This window comes from Actinomadura formosensis (genome assembly GCF_050948385.1).
Classification (GTDB): Bacteria; Actinomycetota; Actinomycetes; order Streptosporangiales; family Streptosporangiaceae; genus Spirillospora; species Spirillospora formosensis.
In genome coordinates this window covers 1,008,525-1,024,990 of the sequence record NZ_CP192011.1, presented here as the reverse complement: position 1 = coordinate 1,024,990, position 16,466 = coordinate 1,008,525, and the positions used below count along the sequence as shown (strand labels likewise).

The 16,466-nt window shown below is 71.7% G+C and carries 14 protein-coding genes; 7 read left to right on the top strand and 7 right to left on the bottom strand.

The genetic code is table 11. From position 1 onward, the window contains the following. Window positions 1-39: 39 nt before the first annotated feature. Complete coding sequence (locus tag ACQP1N_RS04760) at window positions 40-1,725, top strand: bifunctional metallophosphatase/5'-nucleotidase (RefSeq protein ID WP_433229342.1); 1,686 nt, start codon at window positions 40-42, stop codon at window positions 1,723-1,725. 108 nt (window positions 1,726-1,833) lie between these two features. On the opposite strand, the gene ACQP1N_RS04755 is transcribed toward ACQP1N_RS04760, so the two are convergent. From ACQP1N_RS04755 to ACQP1N_RS04735, 5 genes are all read right to left on the bottom strand, one after another. Further along, a complete protein-coding gene (locus ACQP1N_RS04755) occupies window positions 1,834-2,859 on the bottom strand; it encodes an inorganic phosphate transporter (RefSeq protein WP_407642170.1) in 1,026 nt (341 codons plus the stop codon). Window positions 2,860-2,996: 137 nt separating this feature from the next. Then, window positions 2,997-3,614, bottom strand: a complete 618-nt coding sequence (locus tag ACQP1N_RS04750) for a DUF47 domain-containing protein (protein WP_067792853.1) — start codon at window positions 3,612-3,614, stop codon at window positions 2,997-2,999. A 364-nt stretch (window positions 3,615-3,978) separates the two neighbouring features. Continuing rightward, window positions 3,979-4,176: a hypothetical protein gene (locus ACQP1N_RS04745; RefSeq protein ID WP_306303145.1), complete on the bottom strand. Its 198-nt coding sequence runs from the start codon at window positions 4,174-4,176 to the stop codon at window positions 3,979-3,981. 167 nt (window positions 4,177-4,343) lie between these two features. Continuing rightward, entirely contained in the window at window positions 4,344-8,363 is a 4,020-nt protein-coding gene (locus ACQP1N_RS04740; RefSeq protein WP_433229339.1) for an AAA family ATPase, read from the bottom strand. A gap of 89 nt (window positions 8,364-8,452) precedes the next feature. Further along, entirely contained in the window at window positions 8,453-8,974 is a 522-nt protein-coding gene (locus tag ACQP1N_RS04735) for a gamma carbonic anhydrase family protein (protein WP_067792845.1), read from the bottom strand. A gap of 298 nt (window positions 8,975-9,272) precedes the next feature. On the opposite strand from ACQP1N_RS04735, the gene ACQP1N_RS04730 reads away from it, so the two are divergent. The 4 genes from ACQP1N_RS04730 to ACQP1N_RS04715 all read left to right on the top strand — a co-directional run bounded on the left by ACQP1N_RS04730 (window position 9,273) and on the right by ACQP1N_RS04715 (window position 13,213). Further along, window positions 9,273-10,238: a DivIVA domain-containing protein gene (locus ACQP1N_RS04730; RefSeq protein WP_067792842.1), complete on the top strand. Its 966-nt coding sequence runs from the start codon at window positions 9,273-9,275 to the stop codon at window positions 10,236-10,238. An 82-nt stretch (window positions 10,239-10,320) separates the two neighbouring features. Then, window positions 10,321-10,851 (top strand): peptide deformylase, encoded by a 531-nt coding sequence (gene def, locus ACQP1N_RS04725; protein ID WP_067792839.1) that lies wholly within the window; start codon window positions 10,321-10,323, stop codon window positions 10,849-10,851. Window positions 10,852-10,937: 86 nt separating this feature from the next. Further along, entirely contained in the window at window positions 10,938-11,672 is a 735-nt protein-coding gene (locus ACQP1N_RS04720; protein ID WP_067792836.1) for a response regulator transcription factor, read from the top strand. Next, window positions 11,672-13,213, top strand: a complete 1,542-nt coding sequence (locus tag ACQP1N_RS04715) for a sensor histidine kinase (protein WP_084262334.1) — start codon at window positions 11,672-11,674, stop codon at window positions 13,211-13,213. The genes ACQP1N_RS04720 and ACQP1N_RS04715 overlap by 1 nt, the downstream gene beginning before the upstream one ends. Window positions 13,214-13,344: 131 nt before the next feature. Here the strand turns inward: ACQP1N_RS04715 and ACQP1N_RS04710 are convergent, their stop codons facing one another. Continuing rightward, the gene (locus tag ACQP1N_RS04710) at window positions 13,345-14,169 is read right to left on the bottom strand and encodes an oxygenase MpaB family protein (protein WP_067792833.1); all 825 of its coding nucleotides are present in this window, start codon (window positions 14,167-14,169) and stop codon (window positions 13,345-13,347) included. Between the two features lie 88 nt (window positions 14,170-14,257). Here ACQP1N_RS04710 and arfB point away from each other — a divergent pair, with 88 nt between their 5' ends. Then, the gene (arfB, locus tag ACQP1N_RS04705; protein ID WP_067792830.1) at window positions 14,258-14,683 is read left to right on the top strand and encodes an alternative ribosome rescue aminoacyl-tRNA hydrolase ArfB; all 426 of its coding nucleotides are present in this window, start codon (window positions 14,258-14,260) and stop codon (window positions 14,681-14,683) included. A 188-nt stretch (window positions 14,684-14,871) separates the two neighbouring features. Then, window positions 14,872-15,138: a hypothetical protein gene (locus tag ACQP1N_RS04700; RefSeq protein WP_433229337.1), complete on the top strand. Its 267-nt coding sequence runs from the start codon at window positions 14,872-14,874 to the stop codon at window positions 15,136-15,138. A 192-nt stretch (window positions 15,139-15,330) separates the two neighbouring features. Here ACQP1N_RS04700 and ACQP1N_RS04695 read toward each other — a convergent pair whose 3' ends face one another. Then, window positions 15,331-16,407, bottom strand: a complete 1,077-nt coding sequence (locus ACQP1N_RS04695; protein WP_433229335.1) for a hypothetical protein — start codon at window positions 16,405-16,407, stop codon at window positions 15,331-15,333. Window positions 16,408-16,466 lie beyond the last annotated feature (59 nt).

Here is a 16,466-nt window from a genome sequence, read left to right as displayed (position 1 = left end):
GCCGGAATCCGTATGCCGGGCGAACCTACCGTCCGCAGAATGACTCGACGACGCACCATCCTGGCCTGTGCCGCGGCGGGGCTGACGGCCGTGGGCCTGGCCGCGCAACCCGCCGCCGCCCGTCCCGCACCGACCGCGTCCGTACGGCTCCTCGCCCTGAACGACTTCCACGGCAACCTGGAGCCGCCGTCCGGAAGCTCGGGCAGGGCCATTGACGAGAACGGCGACACCGTCCTCGCCGGGGGCGCCGCCTACATCGCGGCCCACCTCAGGCAACTGCGGAACCCCGACACCCTGACCGTCGCGCAGGGCGACCTGATCGGCGCCTCGCCGCTGCTCTCCGCCGCCTACCACGACGAGCCGTCCGTGCAGTTCATGGGCGACATCGGCGTGACGGCGTCCGCGGTCGGCAACCACGAGTTCGACGAGGGCTACCGGGAACTGCTGCGCATCCAGAACGGCGGCTGCCACCCCGTCGACGGCTGCTCCCCCGCGGGCCCGTGGCGCGGCGCGAAGTTCGACTACCTGGCGGCGAACGTGCTGAAGCAGCGCGGCCACGCGGAACGCCCGATCCTGAAGCCGTGGACGATCCGGCGCATCAACGGCGTCCGCGTCGGGTTCATCGGCGTCGTCACCAAGACCACCCCGAGCATCGTCACACCGGGGGGCATCAAGGGCCTGAAGTTCGATGACGAGGTCGCCGCCGCGAACCGGGCCGCCCGCGAGCTGAAGCGCCGGCACGTCCGCGCGATGGTGCTGCTCGTCCACGAGGGCGACCAGGTGCGGCCCGGCACCCGCCCGGACGACTGCGGCGCCGTCCCCGGCGCCGGGTCCCGCATCGCGCGGGAGGCCGACCCCGAGATCGACATGGTGCTGTCCGGGCACACGCACCAGCAGTACATCTGCTCGGTCAAGGACCCGGACGGCGACCCGCGGCTGTTCTCGTCCGGTTCCTCCTTCGGCCGCGTGATCACCGAGGTGAACCTCAAGGTGGACCGGCGCACCGGCGACATCGTCCGCTCCTCGGTGAAGGCCGACAACCATGTCGTGACGCGGGACGTCCCGCCGGACCCGGCGACGGAGAAGTTCGTCCAGACCTGGAAGGACCGCGTCTCCGCCATCGCCGACAAGCCCATCGGCAAGATCACCGCCGATCTGACCCGGACCCCGTCCCCCGCGGGTGAGACCGCGCTCGGCGACGTCATCGCGGACGGCCAGCTCGCCGGCACCAAGGACCTCGGCGCCCAGGTCGCCCTGATGAACCCCGGCGGCGTCCGCACCGACCTGGTCTACAAGACGAGCGGCTCGGAGGGCGACGGCGTCGTCACCTACGGCGAGGCGTTCGCCGTCCAGCCGTTCAGCAACGTGATGGGCGTGACGTCGCTGACCGGCGCGCAGCTCGACGCCCTGCTCGAACAGCAGTGGACGCCCGCGGGCGAGAAGATCCTCCAGCCGTCGGCGAACCTGCACTTCACCATCGACCGCTCCAAGCCCATCGGCGACCGCGTGTCCGCGATCACGATCGACGGCGCCCCGCTCGACCCGTCCGCCACCTACAAGGTCGCGGCGAACAACTTCCTACTCGGCGGCGGCGACGACTTCACCGTCTTCACCGAAGGCAAGAACCAGGTCCTCGGCTCCATAGACCTGGACACCCTGGTCGCCTACTTCAACGCCCAGGGCACCATCTCCCCACCCCCGCTGAACCGCATCTCCGGCCAGTGAGAAATGAGCGTGGCCCGGGTCGCCGGACGCCTAACGGCGCCCAACGCCCCGGGCCACGCGTACGAACACCGGCCTCACAACAGCTTCAGGGGCCGCCCCCCTGGATGGCTACGCCCCGAAGAAGTGGACGAGGTAGTAGACGACCGCGGCCACCGCGGCGGCGGCGGGCATGGTGAGGACCCAGGCGATCAGGATGTTGCCGGCGACGCCCCAGCGGACGGCCGACAGCCGCTTCGTCGCGCCGGCGCCCATGATCGCCGAAGTGATCGTGTGGGTGGTGGAGATTGGAGCGTGCCAGATGAACGCGGTGGTGTAGAGGACGATGGAGGCCGTCGCTTCGGCGGCGAAGCCCTTCGGCGGATCGACTTCGATGACCTTGCGGCCGAGCGTCCGCATGATCCGCCAGCCGCCCGCGTACGTCCCGGCGGACAGCGCGCCCGCGCACGCGATGACGACCCACCAGGGCACCGTGCTGCCGTCGGCGTGCCCGGTGGTGACGAGCGCGAGGACGATGATGCCCATCGTCTTCTGGGCGTCCTGCAGGCCGTGGCCGAGCGCGAGGGACGCGGCGGACATGGTCTGCGCGATGCGGAACCGGCGGCCGACCCGGCTCGGGTTGGCGTGCCGGAAGATCCACAGGATCGCGACCATCACCAGGTAGGCGAGGCAGAAGCCGACGACCGGCGACAGCACCATCGGGATCGCGACCTTGTCGACCACGGTGGACCAGTTCACCGACGACAGCGACGCCAGCCCGGCGCCGACCACCCCGCCGATCAGGGCGTGCGAGGACGACGACGGAAGCCCGAAGTACCAGGTGATGATGTTCCAGGTGATCGCGCCGAGCACGCCGGCGGCGACCACGGTGAGCCCGTGCAGGCCGGACGGCGGGCTGATGACCTCGCTGACGGTCTTGGCGACGCCGACGCCGAGCAGCGCGCCGACCATGTTCATGGCGGCGGCCATGCCGAGCGCGACGCGCGGGGTCAGCGCGCGGGTGGACACCGCGGTGGCGATGGCGTTGGCCGCGTCGTGGAACCCGTTGGTGTAGTCGAAGACGAGCGCGACGATGACCACCAGGACGAGGACGGCCATCTGCGCGTCTGTCCGGAGCCCGAGCGCGCCCGCCAGCATGACCAGTGCGACACCGGCGAGCAGCAGCAGCCACGCGCGGCCGGAGACACGGCGCGTGGCCTGCTCGCCGAGGGAGGCGGCATCCTCCTCCTGGGACGGATCCTGGGCGAGGGTCCCGCCGGGCTTTTCGGCCGTGCTCATGATTCCTTGACCGCTATGGTCTCGACCGTGTTGGCGACGTGCTCGAACGCGTCGGCCGCGTCCTCCAGCCGGTCGATGACCTGCTTCAGCTTCAGCACGGTCAGCGTGTCGTACTCGCCGCTGAACAGGTGCGCCAGCAGCTTCCGGTAGGCCTGGTCTCCCTGGTTCTCAAGCCGGTTGATCTCGATCCAGTACTCGTTGAGCTCCTTCATCGAGCGCAGCCTCGGCATGGCCTCGGCGGTCAGCTCGGCGGCGCGCTCCAGCACTTCCACCATGTGGACGATGCCTTTGGGGAACTCTTCGATCTTGTAGAGGACGACGAGGTCGGCTGCCTCCTCCATCTCGTCCATCACGTCGTCGAGCGAGGAGGCGAGCTGGTAGATGTCCTCCCGGTCGAAGGGCGTGATGAACGTTTCGTTCAACCGGCGCATGATCGCATGGGTGCATTCGTCGCCCGCATGCTCGCAGGCGCGCATCTTCTCCGCGATCGCCGCGCGGTCGGCGCCGTCGCTGATGAGTTCCACGAGCAGCCTGGCGCCGGTGACCAGGTTGTTCGCCGAGTCGGCGAACATGTCGTAGAAACTGTCCTCACGCGGCGTGAGACGCAAGCGCACGTCGTTCTCCTGATGTGCCGGAACAGTCCGCAGAGGATCGTAGGCGCTACCCGCCGTAAAAAGAACCTTTGCCCCAGCTTCGACTGGTGTCACCCATCCTCTCACCTATCAGCCTGCCCTAGATCACCAGGTGCATACCCCTCGCATGGCGGTCTATCTGGAGGAACGTCCGCCGTTTCAGGGCTTGTGCGGCGGCCGTCCGCGCGGGCCGCGGTGAGCGGAAGTGAGATTGCTCACACTCCCGAACGTGGTCGTCCGGGCCGGGCCGGGGCCTGAGACGACGAACCGGGGACGCCTCGAATCGGCGTCCCCGGCACCTGCAAGCCGCGTCCGGCCTGGGGGAATACGCCCCCAGGCCCCGGAACTACGTCCGGTCGTGGGATGTCAGCTCGCGACGACCGGCTCCGTCGGAACGTACCCCGAGCACCATGTCGATTTCCGCGACGGTCAGCGGCCGCTTCGCCGCCGCCACCGCGCTGAGCATCTCGGCATAGAGTTCGATCTCGTCCAGCGCAACACGGTCGTGGACGCGCAGATCGAGATTCCGGCGCACCGCGTCCACCTCCGTTCGTTCCCCACACCCGAGTCGAGGCTACGCGTACGGCTCGGGCGGGCGCATGACCCAAGAGGGCCATTCGCGGACCACCTTGGCCACTGGTCTTCCCGGGTGATGCCCAGCTGACGCACATGTACCAGGCGAACAGCGACGAATCTGGACGGCCGGGACGCTCAGCCCCCGGACCGGAAGTCGCCGAGCAGTTGCTCCAGCGGTGTCTCCGGCAGGTCCCGGGCGGTCAGCCGGGCCACGGCCGCGGCGTTGACGTCGGCGCCCGCCAGCCGGGCCGCCTGCCGCGCCACCGTCTGCTCGAACAGCGCCCGGACGGTCCGCGCGTAGGCGAACCGCGGGTCCTCGCGCATCTGCCCCAGCCGGGACAGGAGTTCGACGCGCAGTTCCTCGTCCAGCATGTAGAGGTCGCGTTCGGCGTAGCTCTGGAAGAGCCGCACCATGTCGCGGTCGCCCATCCCGGTGAACTCCAGGACGCGGCCGAACTCGGCGCGGAACGCCGGATTGCCCGCGAGGAACCCCTCCATCTCCGCCGCCGGGCCCGAACAGACCACGATGAAACGGGCGCCGCTCTGGTTCATCCGGCGGAGCAGTTCGCCCACCACGGCCGGGGCCCGGTCGAGTCGGTACGCCTCCTGGATGAGCAGCACCCCGCCGAGCGCCTGGTCGACCATGCCCCCGACCCGATGCCGGGTGTCGGCCTGGTCGCGTCCCGCCAGATGGACGGGACGGCACGCCACCACATGGCCGGACTGAAGCAGCCCCAGCGCCGCGTAGATGCCGCCGACGAGCCCCGCCACGGTCGTCTTCCCGGTGCCGGGCGGGCCGGTGAAGACCAGGTGGCGGACGTCCTGGCCGGACATCCCGTACCGGACCCGGTCGGCGGCGAGCGCCGCCTCCTCGGCCAGCTCCCGCACGGCCTCCTTGACGTCCTCCAGCCCGGTGAGCTGGTCGAGCCGCCGCAGGTAGCCGTCGATGTCGCCGGGCGGGCGCAGCGCCGGCTCGATGCCCTCCGCGACGCCCGCGAGATCGTCCGGGGTGAGCACCAGCCGGTCGTGGGACGCCCCGGCGCGCTCCATGTTCCGCTGGGCCGCCTGGTCCAGGTACGCCTCGACCAGGCGCGCGTTGACCAGGTCACCCGGGCCGCGGAGCCGTTCCAGGTCCGCCCTGGCCACCTCCAGCGCCGACGCGCCGATCGTGACGCGCCGCTCGTCCGCCAGCAGGTGCAGCAGCGTCATCCGGTTGTCGAGGTCGCCGAAGTCCGGGAGCCGGTGGACGCGGAACGCCTGCACGAGCTTCGGATGCTCCCGCAGCAGCCGCTTGTACGCGCGCGGCTCACACGTCGCGATCACCGGCGTGGTGTTCACCGGGTCGCGGCGGGCACGGCGCACCGCGCCGACGACGGCGCCCGGATCGGCGGCGTCCGCGATCGCCACGTCCAGCCGCTCGAACAGGATCACGGGGCCCGGCTGGGCGAGGAGGTGCCCGATCCGCTCCGGCGGCGCGTCGCGGACGTCGTCGGCGTCGTGCGCCCGGATCGTCCCGTCGCCGAGGCCGGCGTTCGCCAGCGTCAGCGCGATCATCCGGGACAGCCGGCGCTGCCCCGAGTGCGGGTCGCCGACCAGCAGCACGCCGGGGAGGCCGGACTTGATCGCGCTGGGCGCGCCGTCCACCCGGGTCCGCTCGATCTCCTCGCCGGCCGGGGCGTTCCACTCCCCGGCCTGCGCGCGGACGTCCGCCAGCAGGACGGACGCGTCGTGCTCCCCGTAGACGAACCCGAACCCGAACCGCTCCAGGACGCGGCGGGTGCTGCGGTCGCTGGGCGGCGGGATCTCCTCGACGGGACGTTCCGGGGACGGCGTGTCGTCCAGGAAGTCGAAGTCGCCGACCATCGTCTTGGACATGACCTTCGTCCCCGGGCCCGCGCCCGGAACGGGCGGCGGGGGCCCGTCCGGGCCGTCGGGAGCCGGGCCGTCGGGGAGGGTGCCGTCCTCGTCGAGGTCGCCGGGGCCGAGGATGCGCGTGCCGGGCGGCTGGTCCTGCCGCGGAGGCCGCCCGGCCGGGACGGGTGCGGCCCGGTGCGAGCCCTCCACGCGGGTGGCGTACGCGTCGAACGTGGTGGGCTGCGGCTCGGGCGGCGCCGCCGGGGTCGGGGACGCGGCCGGGGTCGGAGGCGCGGCCGGGGTCGGAGGCGCGGCCGGGGTCGGAGGCGCGGCCGGGGTCGGAGGTGCAGCCGGGGTCCGGGCCGGGGGCTGGGCCGGCGGGGCGGTGCCCGCGGGCTGGTAGCCCAGCTGCGTGTACGGCGGCACGAAGTCCTCGTCCCGCTCCTCCTCCGGCGGCGAGTAGCCGCCGAGCCGCTCGGAAGCCGGCGCGTGACTCGCCTGGGCCGGCTCGGGCGGGGGCTGCGCCGGGCTCTGCATCGGGCCCTGCATCGGGCTCTGCACCGGCGCGGCGGCGGGACGCTGGAAACCCAGTTCGGTGTAGGGCGGGGCGACGCTCGACTCGTCCCGCTCGCCCCCGGACGATGCGCTGATCACCGGGTCCGGCGGGGCGAACGCGGCCTGCTGGCCGGGACCGGCCATCTGGTTCTGGGCGGCGGGCGGGTTCTCCCGTCCGGGCTCCCGCTCGTGCTGCGCGGGCGGCTGGACGAACGGGCGGTCCGGCTCGGACGGCGTCCCCTGGGGCTGCGGAGGCGTCCCCGGGGCGATGCCCGGCTGGCTCTGCAGGGGGAACGGCGACGGCCGCGCGGGCACCGGGTTGGGCGGTGGCGTGGACATCGTGGCCGCGGCCGTGGCACGGGCCCGGCCGCGGCCGATGATCCCGGCGATGATCGCGGTCGGGACGGGGAAGCCGCGCGGCCGCGCGGGCATCCCGCCGAGCCGGCACCAGGCCAGATCGACCTCGTACATCGCGGCCAGCAGCGACTCGGCGCCCGGCCCGGACCCGGCCGCCGACCGCAGCGGCTGCGGGAGCCGCATGTCCTCCGGCCAGAGGCGGCGCAGCGGATGCCCCTTCTGCTCCGCCACCGCCTGCACCGTGTAGCGGATCTCCGGGTCCAGCCAAGGGACGATGGTGCCCACCATGTCCTTACGGACGACGTTCAGATCGGCGGCGAGCAGCGCGGCGGCCACCAGGCGAGGCTCCAGATAGGCCGGGTCTGCGGGGTCGCCGGAGAGGTCGGCTATCAGCTCGCTGAGCGTGTAGAAGGCGTGCCTGAAGTTGTCCCCGGGCGAACTCTCGTTCCTCAGCGACGGGACCAGGTTCGGTGGGCACCGGGTAAGCCACTGCTGGACGATCGCCTGATCCCCGTAGGGCAGCGCCCCATAGTCGACGGTCGGATTCGCGAGCGTGGTGCCGAGGATGGCGAGCAGCGCGTCCGCCCGGATCTGGAACCGGACGTCCTCGCGGAGCGCGCTGGCGACGGCCCACATCGTCCGCAGGACGACGACCGCCGCGTCCACCCGGCTCGCCCGCAGGCGTTCGGCGTAGAGCGCGACGAGCGACTCCAGCGTGGGCGGGGTGAGCCACCGGGGGCCGTCCACATCCGGGAGGGGTTTGGCGCGGTAGGGCTTCCAGAGGTCGAGCATCTGCGCATCCAGGCGCGCGTCGAACACGGGGGCGGCCGAGCACCACAGCATCACGCCCCAGGCGGCGACGACCGTGGACGGCGTCTCGCCGGTGAAGTCGGGCCACCAGTGCGGATGATCGGACGCGGGCAGCGTGGCGGCGGACTCCAGGGTCGACCGGACGCGCGAGGTCAACTCGGTCGCGAACCCGTGCCCGACGAACGGCAGCCCCGACGGCGGGTCGTAGGCGAAGTCGGGCCCCGCCGGGATCACATGCGGCGGCAGCGCCGGTGTCCGCCCCGCCCCCTGCTGCGCGGGCCTCGCCGCCATCCGGACGGCGGGCGTGCGGGGCGGCGGGCACAGGTACCACTGCCCGTCGGACGGGTGCAGCCGGTACCAGCGGGCCCACGCGCCGAACAGCCACCACGTACCGTCCGGCAGCACGAGCATGCGGCCGCCGATGGCGTGGTGGCGCTGCTGCGGAGGCGCCGACGGCCACCACGCGGCGGCCACCATCGCCCGTGTGTCCCGCTCCGCCTCCGTGAACGGATCCTGCCCCCGCTGCGGGCTGGGCGGCGGAGCACTGCCATAGCCCGGTCCCCACACCACGAGGGTCATCGTAGTCAGCTGAAACCGCGCGGGGTGCCCCTGACCGGCGCAGTGTCAGTGTCACTCCAGGTCAGCGGGAGGATGAACCGGCCTTGACATCACCGCCACTCGGCGGCGCGGTGCCGCTCGGCCTTCTCCATGTAGACCGCGGGCGTGTGCTCCAGCACGAGCCGGTCGCCGTCGTTCAGCTCCCGGACGATCTTGCCCGGCGTCCCGGCGACGAGCACCCCGGCCGGGATCGTCTTGCCGGGCGGCACCAGCGCGCCGGCGGCGATCAGCGTCCCGGACCCGATGCGGGCGCCGTTCAGCACGATCGCGCCGATGCCGATGAGCGCGCCGGTCTCGACGTGCGCGCCGTGCACCATCGCCTTGTGGCCCAGGCTGACGCGGTCCTCCAGGACCGCGGGCATGCCCGGGTCGGCGTGCAGGCAGCTGAGGTCCTGGATGTTGCACTCGTCGCCGACCACGATCTCCTCGTCGTCGCCGCGCAGCACCGAGCCGTACCAGACGCTGGACGCGCGGCCCAGCGTCACCCGCCCGACCACGACCGCACCCGGCGCGACCCACGCCTCGGGGTGGATCTTCGGCCGGTCCTCACCCAATGCTCCCAGGTAGCTCATGGCGCCGATGCTAGGACGCGTCCCGCCCCGTCCTGGACGGCGCCCCGGCCCCGCGGGTCCGGTTCCGGCCCGACACACCATCCCGCGAGGGGCGCGGATTCTGCCGGGATTAGATAGTTTGGCGGCTCCATCCAGATGAAGAAACGGCAGCAAGAAGCGCGTTCCGGTTGCACGAACGGGGTGGACCGGACGAGAGTCGTCCTGACGTTTCCATGTGGGCCCGCTCAGGCGGGTGTGGCTGCTATCGCGTCCGACCCTGACGGGGTGATGACCCCCGCCAACGACCCCCCAAGGCACCATGAGCAACGAAGAGATCCTGCCGAATCTCCTCCAAGAAGAGTCCTTCGAGATCGTCATGCGCGGCTACAACCGCCGCCAGGTCGACGACTACATCGCCCGCGCCCAGCAGAAGCACCGCGAACTGGAGGCGCGGCTCGCCCGTGCCCAGGACGACGCCGAGCGCATCCGCCGCGAGATGGCCGAGCTCAGGGAGGCGCGCAAGCCCACCGGCGACGACCTCAGCGACCGCCTCCGGCAGATCATCAACCTCGCCGAGGACGAGGCCCAGGACAAGGTCGCCCAGGCCGAGTCCAAGGGGGCGGAGATCCGCGAGGACGCCGAGCGGGAGTCCAAGCGGATCATCGACGAGGCCCGCGCGCACGCCGACAAGAACCTCGCGCAGGCGCAGGAGAAGGCCGAGCACGTGCTCGCGTCCGCCAAGAAGGAGTCGGAGGGCGTCCTGTCGTCGGCCAAGCAGGAGGCCGAGCAGACGGTGACGAGCGCGCGGCTGGAGGCCGAGCGCACCCTCACCGCGTCCGAACGCCGCGCCAGCGTGATCAACGAGGGCGCCACGCAGCGGCTCACCGCGCTCACCAAGAACCACACCCAGGCCCTGCAGCGCCTCACCGAGATCAGCGACACCCTGCACCGGCTGCTCACCGCCGAGAACGAGGCGGGCCCGCTGGAGAAGATGGTCGAGGACGCCGTCCGCCAGAGCACTCCCCGCAAGCAGGCGTCCGCCGCCAAGCCGATGCCGGCCGCGGCCCCCAAGCCCGCCCCGGCGCCCAAGCCGGCCCCGGCCCCGGCTCCGGCCCCGGCCACCGCACCGCAGGCCGCACCCGCACCGTCGATGAAGAAGCCCGAGCCCCCGGCCACCGAAACGCCCGCCCCGCCGCAGGCCAAGCCCGCCCGGCCGGCCGAGGACCACACCCCGCCCCAGCCGCCGGTCCCGCCCCAGCAATCGCGCGGCCCCATCGAGCTGTAGGAGGTGCCCAGGGGGCGACCCCTGGGCACTCCGTCGCGCGGGCGGGGGCAGGCGGTTCCTCGGGGGCGCTTAGGATCTTCGCGTGAGGAAGCGGAGCCATTCGCGGCGTGGGAACGTCCGGCCGGTCAGGTCTCTCGGGGATCCGGTGCTGCGGACCGAGTGCGATCCGGTCCGGACGTTCGACGCGTCCCTGGAGCGGCTCGTCGACGACATGTTCGTCACCATGTACGAGGAGAACGGCGCCGGGCTGGCCGCCAACCAGATCGGGGTCGGCCTGCGGGTGTTCGTGTACGACTGCGAGGACGACAGGGGACGCCGCCACATCGGTCATGTCGTCAACCCGGAACTGGTGGTGGCCGACGGCGAGCGGCTGGTCGAGTCGGAAGGCTGCCTGTCCCTGCCGGGCCTGCGGTTCGAGACGCCGCGCTACGCGCACGCCGTCGTCGAGGGCGTGGACATGAAGGGCGGGCCCGTCCGCGTGGAGGGCACCGGGTACTTCGCCCGCTGCCTGCAGCACGAGTGCGGCCACCTGGACGGCCGCGTTTACGTCGACGTCCTGTCCGGTGATGCCCGGCGGGAGGCCATGCGGGCGATCCGCGGCCTCCGCCGGTAGGCCCGCCCCTACGCCTCCCTGGGCTTTCAGGGGGCGTTCAGGTTGGAATGGGATCCTCTGCGACAATGCGGAGGGGGACTGTGCAATTGCCTGAACGGACGGCGAACAGCGGCGGCAGGGCGACGGCGGAGGCGACCCTTCTCGTCGTCGAGGACGAGCCCAACATCCTGGAGCTTCTCGCCGGCAGCCTGCGCTTCACCGGGTTCGACGTGATCACGGCCACCAACGGGGCGGACGCGGTGCGGTCGGCGCGGCGGCACCGCCCGGACCTGATCGTCCTCGACGTGATGCTGCCCGACATCGACGGGTTCGACGTCGCGCGGCGGCTGCGGTCCGGCGGCGACCACACGCCCGTGCTGTTCCTGACCGCGCGGGACGCCGTGCAGGACAGGATCAAGGGGCTGACGATCGGCGGCGACGACTACGTCACCAAGCCGTTCAGCCTGGAGGAGGTCATCGCCCGGATCCGCGCGGTGCTGCGCCGGTTCCGCGGCGGCGTGACCGATCCCCCGCCGCGCATGGTGTTCGCGGACGTGGAACTGGACGAGGACAGCCACGAGGTGTGGCGCGGCGGGCGCGCGATCCAGCTGTCGCCGACCGAGTTCAAGCTGCTGCGCTACTTCATGGCCAACGCGGGGCGGGTCCTGTCCAAGGCGCAGATCCTCGACCACGTGTGGAACTACGACTTCCGCGGCGACGCGGGCATCGTCGAGTCGTACGTGTCCGCACTGCGCCGCAAGGTCGACAATTCCGAGCCGCGCCTCATCCACACGCTGCGCGGCGTGGGTTACGTCCTGCGTGAGCCGTCGAGATCGGGCTGATGGAAACCCGCGTCCCGGTGTCCGCCCAGGCCCGGCCGGAGACGCCGGAACGGGCCGGCACCCGCGGCCCCTCCCGCTCGCCGCGCCGCGCCCTGGCGCAGTCATGGGGACGGACGTCGCTGCGCCTCAAGCTGATCGCGGGCATGCTCGTCCTGGTCACGCTCGGGATGACGGTGATGAGCGCGGCGGGCGCGTCCGTCCTGCGCCAGTACCTGATCGGACGGACCGACGACCAGCTGCGCGGCTCGGTGGAACGGGCGATCGGCCAGGCCGCCCCGCAACTGCGGCGCGGCGAGGACAACATCGTCGTGCGCATCCCCAGCGAGATGTACGGGCAGGTCCGCACCGACGACGGACGAGCACTCGGCCAGAACCCGGCATGGGGCGAGACCGGCCGTCCACGACTCCCGGCAAACCTGAACAAGTACATCGGCCGCCCGGTCACCGTATCCGGAACACGCGGCTCACAATGGCGCATCCTGGCCGAGCCGCTGCCCGGCGGCGTACTCATCCTGGCGTTCAGCCTGGACGAGGTGGACCGCACCGTCCGGCGGCTCGTGGTGATCGACACCACCGTGGGGCTGCTGGTGCTGGCCGTGCTGGCCGCGCTGGGGGTGTGGGTCGTGCGGGCGAGCCTGCGTCCGCTCGCGGCCGTCGAGGAGACCGCGGGCGCGATCGCGGCCGGTGACCTGTCCCGGCGTGTCCCGGAAGGTGATCCGCGAACGGAGATGGGCAGGCTCGGCCGGTCGCTGAACACGATGCTCGGGCAGATCGAGGCGGCGTTCCGGGCCCGCGCCGAGTCGGAGGCGGCGGCGCGGCGGTCCCAGGAGAGGGCGCTGCGGTCGGAGGAGCGGATGCGGCGGTTCGTCGCGGACGCCGGCCACGAGCTGCGCACCCCGCTGACCGCGATCCGCGGTTTCGCCGAGTTCTACCGGCAGGGCGCGGCCCGCGGCCCGGCGGAACTGGACCGGCTGATCGGCCGCATCGAGGAGGCCGCGTCCCGGATGGGGCTGCTCGTGGAGGACCTGCTGCTGCTCGCCCGGCTGGACCGGCAGCGCCCGTTCGAGCGGCGCCCGGTCGATCTGCTCGCCGTCGCGGCCGACTCCGTCCAGGAGGCGAGAGTTCTTGCACCCGAACGCAAGATGGACCTTTCGGTCGAGGGAGGGCTGGCGTACCAGGTGCGGGGGGACGAACCGCGGCTGCGCCAGGTGATCGGCAACCTGCTGAACAACGCGATCGCGCACACCCCGCGGGGCACGCCGGTCGAGGTGCGGCTCGCCCCCGGCACGCTGCGCGGCGCCCCGGCGGCGGTCGTCGCGGTCGCGGACGAGGGGCCCGGCCTCTCCCTTGAGCAGGCAGAACGCGTCTTCGAGCGGTTCTACCGGGCGGACAAGGCCCGCTCCCGCGACTACGGCGGCACCGGCCTCGGCCTCGCGATCGTCGCCGCGATCGTCGCCGCGCACGACGGGCTCGTGGAGGCCGGCTCCGCTCCGGGCGGCGGGGCGACGTTCAGGGTCGTCCTCCCCATGGACGAGGACTAGCGGCATTCAGGAAACGTTCAGGAAAGTGCGCTTAGGTGGTCGTACAGGGCGCGCCCCGGTTTCGACGGAAACCGGGAGCCCGCGCCCTGGCCAGCTTCGCCGCGTGGCCCTTCCACGGGTCACGCGGCCGTTCAGCTCCGCACCCCGATCGCGGGCTTCCGCTTCATCTTGGCCAGCGTCTGCCGCGTCGAGTGCAGGTAGTACTCCCTCGGCAGCGTCCGGACCCGCACCGGCAGCCGCGGATACACCAGGGCCAGCGCGGCGATGAGAAGCCGGAACCGCCGCTCCCGTCCCGCGTCCCACTTCCACCCGTACTGCTCGCGGATCGGCGGCGGCGTCAGCCCCGCCGTGAGCAGCCGGATCGCCATCAGACCGGGTGCGTGCAGCGGCCCGCCGGGCAGCTTCGGGCGCAGCACCCGCGCCGCGATCGCCCGCGACGCGTCGCTGATCTCCAGGCCGTTGAGCATGTCCGCGTAGTACGCGCGGAACTCCCGGTAGGTCCCCGGCATCCGCTCCTCGGGGCAGCCCAGGATGGTCGCGTAGACCTTGCTCTGCCCGTAGAACTCCGCAAGCTCGGCCTCGGTGAACGTCCGGCGGAACAGCAACTGGTAGAACTGCGTCGCCACCGCGAACAGCGTGGACGCGACCCACACCTGCAACTCGGGATCGTTGGCCTCGTAGCCGGGTCCGGTGATGGCCTCATGTCCCTTCGTGACGAGCGCGCTGAGGGTCTCGGCCTCCTCCCGCGTCCCGAACTGCACCGTGTAGAGCCACCCCATCGTGTTGCGCAGGCGCCGGAGCGGATCGTCCGCCGTGTAGCTGTGGTCGTACACGCCCTGCGCCACCTTGGGATGCGCCGTCTGCAGCAGCGAGGCCGCCCCGCCCGCCGCGATGAGCGCGCCCTCCTGCGCGATGACGCGGATGAGGTCGCCGTCCCGGAAGAGTCCTTCGGTCATGCCGATCATTGTAAGTAAGTACTTGCAGTTGTCGCCAGTGGGGTGTTAATCGAGCGACAAGATCACACCTGCCTGCGACAATGGGGACATGCCCGGCCAGATCCACGTCCGCGGCTCGGTCTCCATCCCCGAGTCCGAGCTCAGCTGGCGTTTCTCCCGCTCCTCGGGCCCGGGCGGGCAGCACGTCAACACCAGCGCCACCGCCGCCGAACTCTCCTTCGACGTCGCGAACTCCCCGTCCCTCCCCGAACCCCTCCGAGCCCGCGCCCTGGACCGTCTCGCCGGCCGCCTCGTCCGCGGCGTCCTCACGATCCGCGCGGAGGAGTACCGCTCCCAGCAGCGCAACCGGGACGCCGCCCGCACCCGCCTGGCGACGCTCCTCGCCGAGGCGACGGCCCCGCCCCCGAAGAAGCGCATCCCCAAGAAGGTCCCGAGGGGAATCAACGAGCGCCGCCTGGAGAACAAGAAACGCCGCTCCTCGGTCAAACGCCAACGCTCCACCCGCTGGGACTGACCCCCACCCGAGCCGCCATCACCCGAACAGGCGCCGAATGGCAGCCGCGTCCGGCGGGGTCCCGCGTAGACAACAGAGCAAAGCTCTATGTGATCACTTGGACACGGAGAGTCCCGACGTGTGGGAGGATGAAGCTTCCCCCCGTCCGGCGGAGGTGCCGGAACTTGAAGGAGAGGTAGCATCCCGTCATGGTGTCGAAGCCCCTGGAACAGGTCACCCTGGCCGACCTGGCCACCAAGGACGACCTCAAGGACCTGGCCACCAAGAACGACATCAGGGAGCTCAGGCAGGAGCTCAAGAACGACATCACGGAGCTCAGGCAGGAGTTCAAGCAGGAGACGGGATCGGCCGTCAATCTGCTGCTGGGCGAGATCGGCAAGATCGCCGCTCGCCAGGAGGAGATGGCCGGGCATCTGGCCCGTCTGGTCGCCAGGTCCGACGGCGTGATGCGGTAGCGACTCCGGCTCTTCGATGCCCCCGGGAATCCTCCCGGGGGCATCGTCGCGCTTGGGCGGACGGCGGAACGGCGCCTCTTAGCAGTCCCCCGTTCCACTTAGGGTTCGCCGCGCACCGTGATCGAAGGGTGGGGGCCGGGGACGCGGACGCCCGTCCGGCCGGGTGGGCGGGACGGGAGGTCCGGGGTCGGGTCAGCTGAAGTACTCGATGAAGGGGGTCTTCTTGTCGGGGTGGGAGGCGGTGCCGGCGCTCACGATGGCGGTGGTGCCGGGGCGCGGGTCGGCGTCGGTGGCCTGGACGGTGCCGGTGCGGGCGGGGCCGTTCAGGGTCGTCCAGGACGAGCCGTTGTAGTGCATGTACTGGGTCTTGGTCCCGGTGGTGATCGGGAGCATGACCACACCGCCCCTGGCGTCGGACGACAGGCCGATGCCGGCCGCGTTCAGCGGGGTGTTGACCGTCTTCCAGGTCGAGCCGTTGTAGCGCTGGATCGCGTTGGTGATCTGGGCGTTCTGCCGGACGCGCAGGACGTAGACGTTCGTCGGGGAGTTGGCGACGATGCGGTGCAGGGTGCCCTGGTAGCCGGGGACGCCCAGGGAGCCGGGGACGTCGATCTTCTTCCAGGACGTGCCGTTGAAGTGCATCACCAGGCCGGTCACGGACGTGCCGGTGGCGGACGTGGAGCCGGCGAGCCACACGTCGTTCTTGGCGCGGACGTCCACCGCGGTGATGGACGAGGACGCCGGCAGTGGGACCTTGGTCTCGGCCCACGCGCTGCCCGTCCAGCGGAGGACGGCGCTCAATCCGCCGGAGGCGGCGTCGGCGCCGGCGATGGAGTAGGCGGCGCCGTCGGGGGCGGCGGACACGGCGGTCGGGAAGCCCACCATCGGGTAGGCGACCTGGCTCCACTTGGTGCCGTTCCAGTAGAGGCCGAGGGTGCCGCCCAGGTTGTAGCCGATGATCCATGCCTTGGACCCGCTGGAGACGGCGACGTCGGTCGGGGTGAAGCCGACCGGGCTCTTGTCGGCGGCCCAGGCGGAGCCGGTCCACCGGACGATCTTGGCTTGGGGGCTGAAGAAGGAGCCGGCGGCGCCGACGGCCCATCCGGCGTTCTTCGCGCCGAAGTCGACCCGGTCGAGGCTGCCGTTGTAGCTCAGGGCCGCGCTGGAGATGTTCCTCCAGCCGGCCGCGTTCGCCGGGGCGGCCAGCGCGACCGTCCCGGCGCCGCAGGCCAGGGCGGTGGCGGCCACCAGCGCCGCGTTGCGTCTCATATGCTCCCACTCCCAAGATCACAGCAAGCGTGCGCCAAAGAGTACGGCATTACTTACTT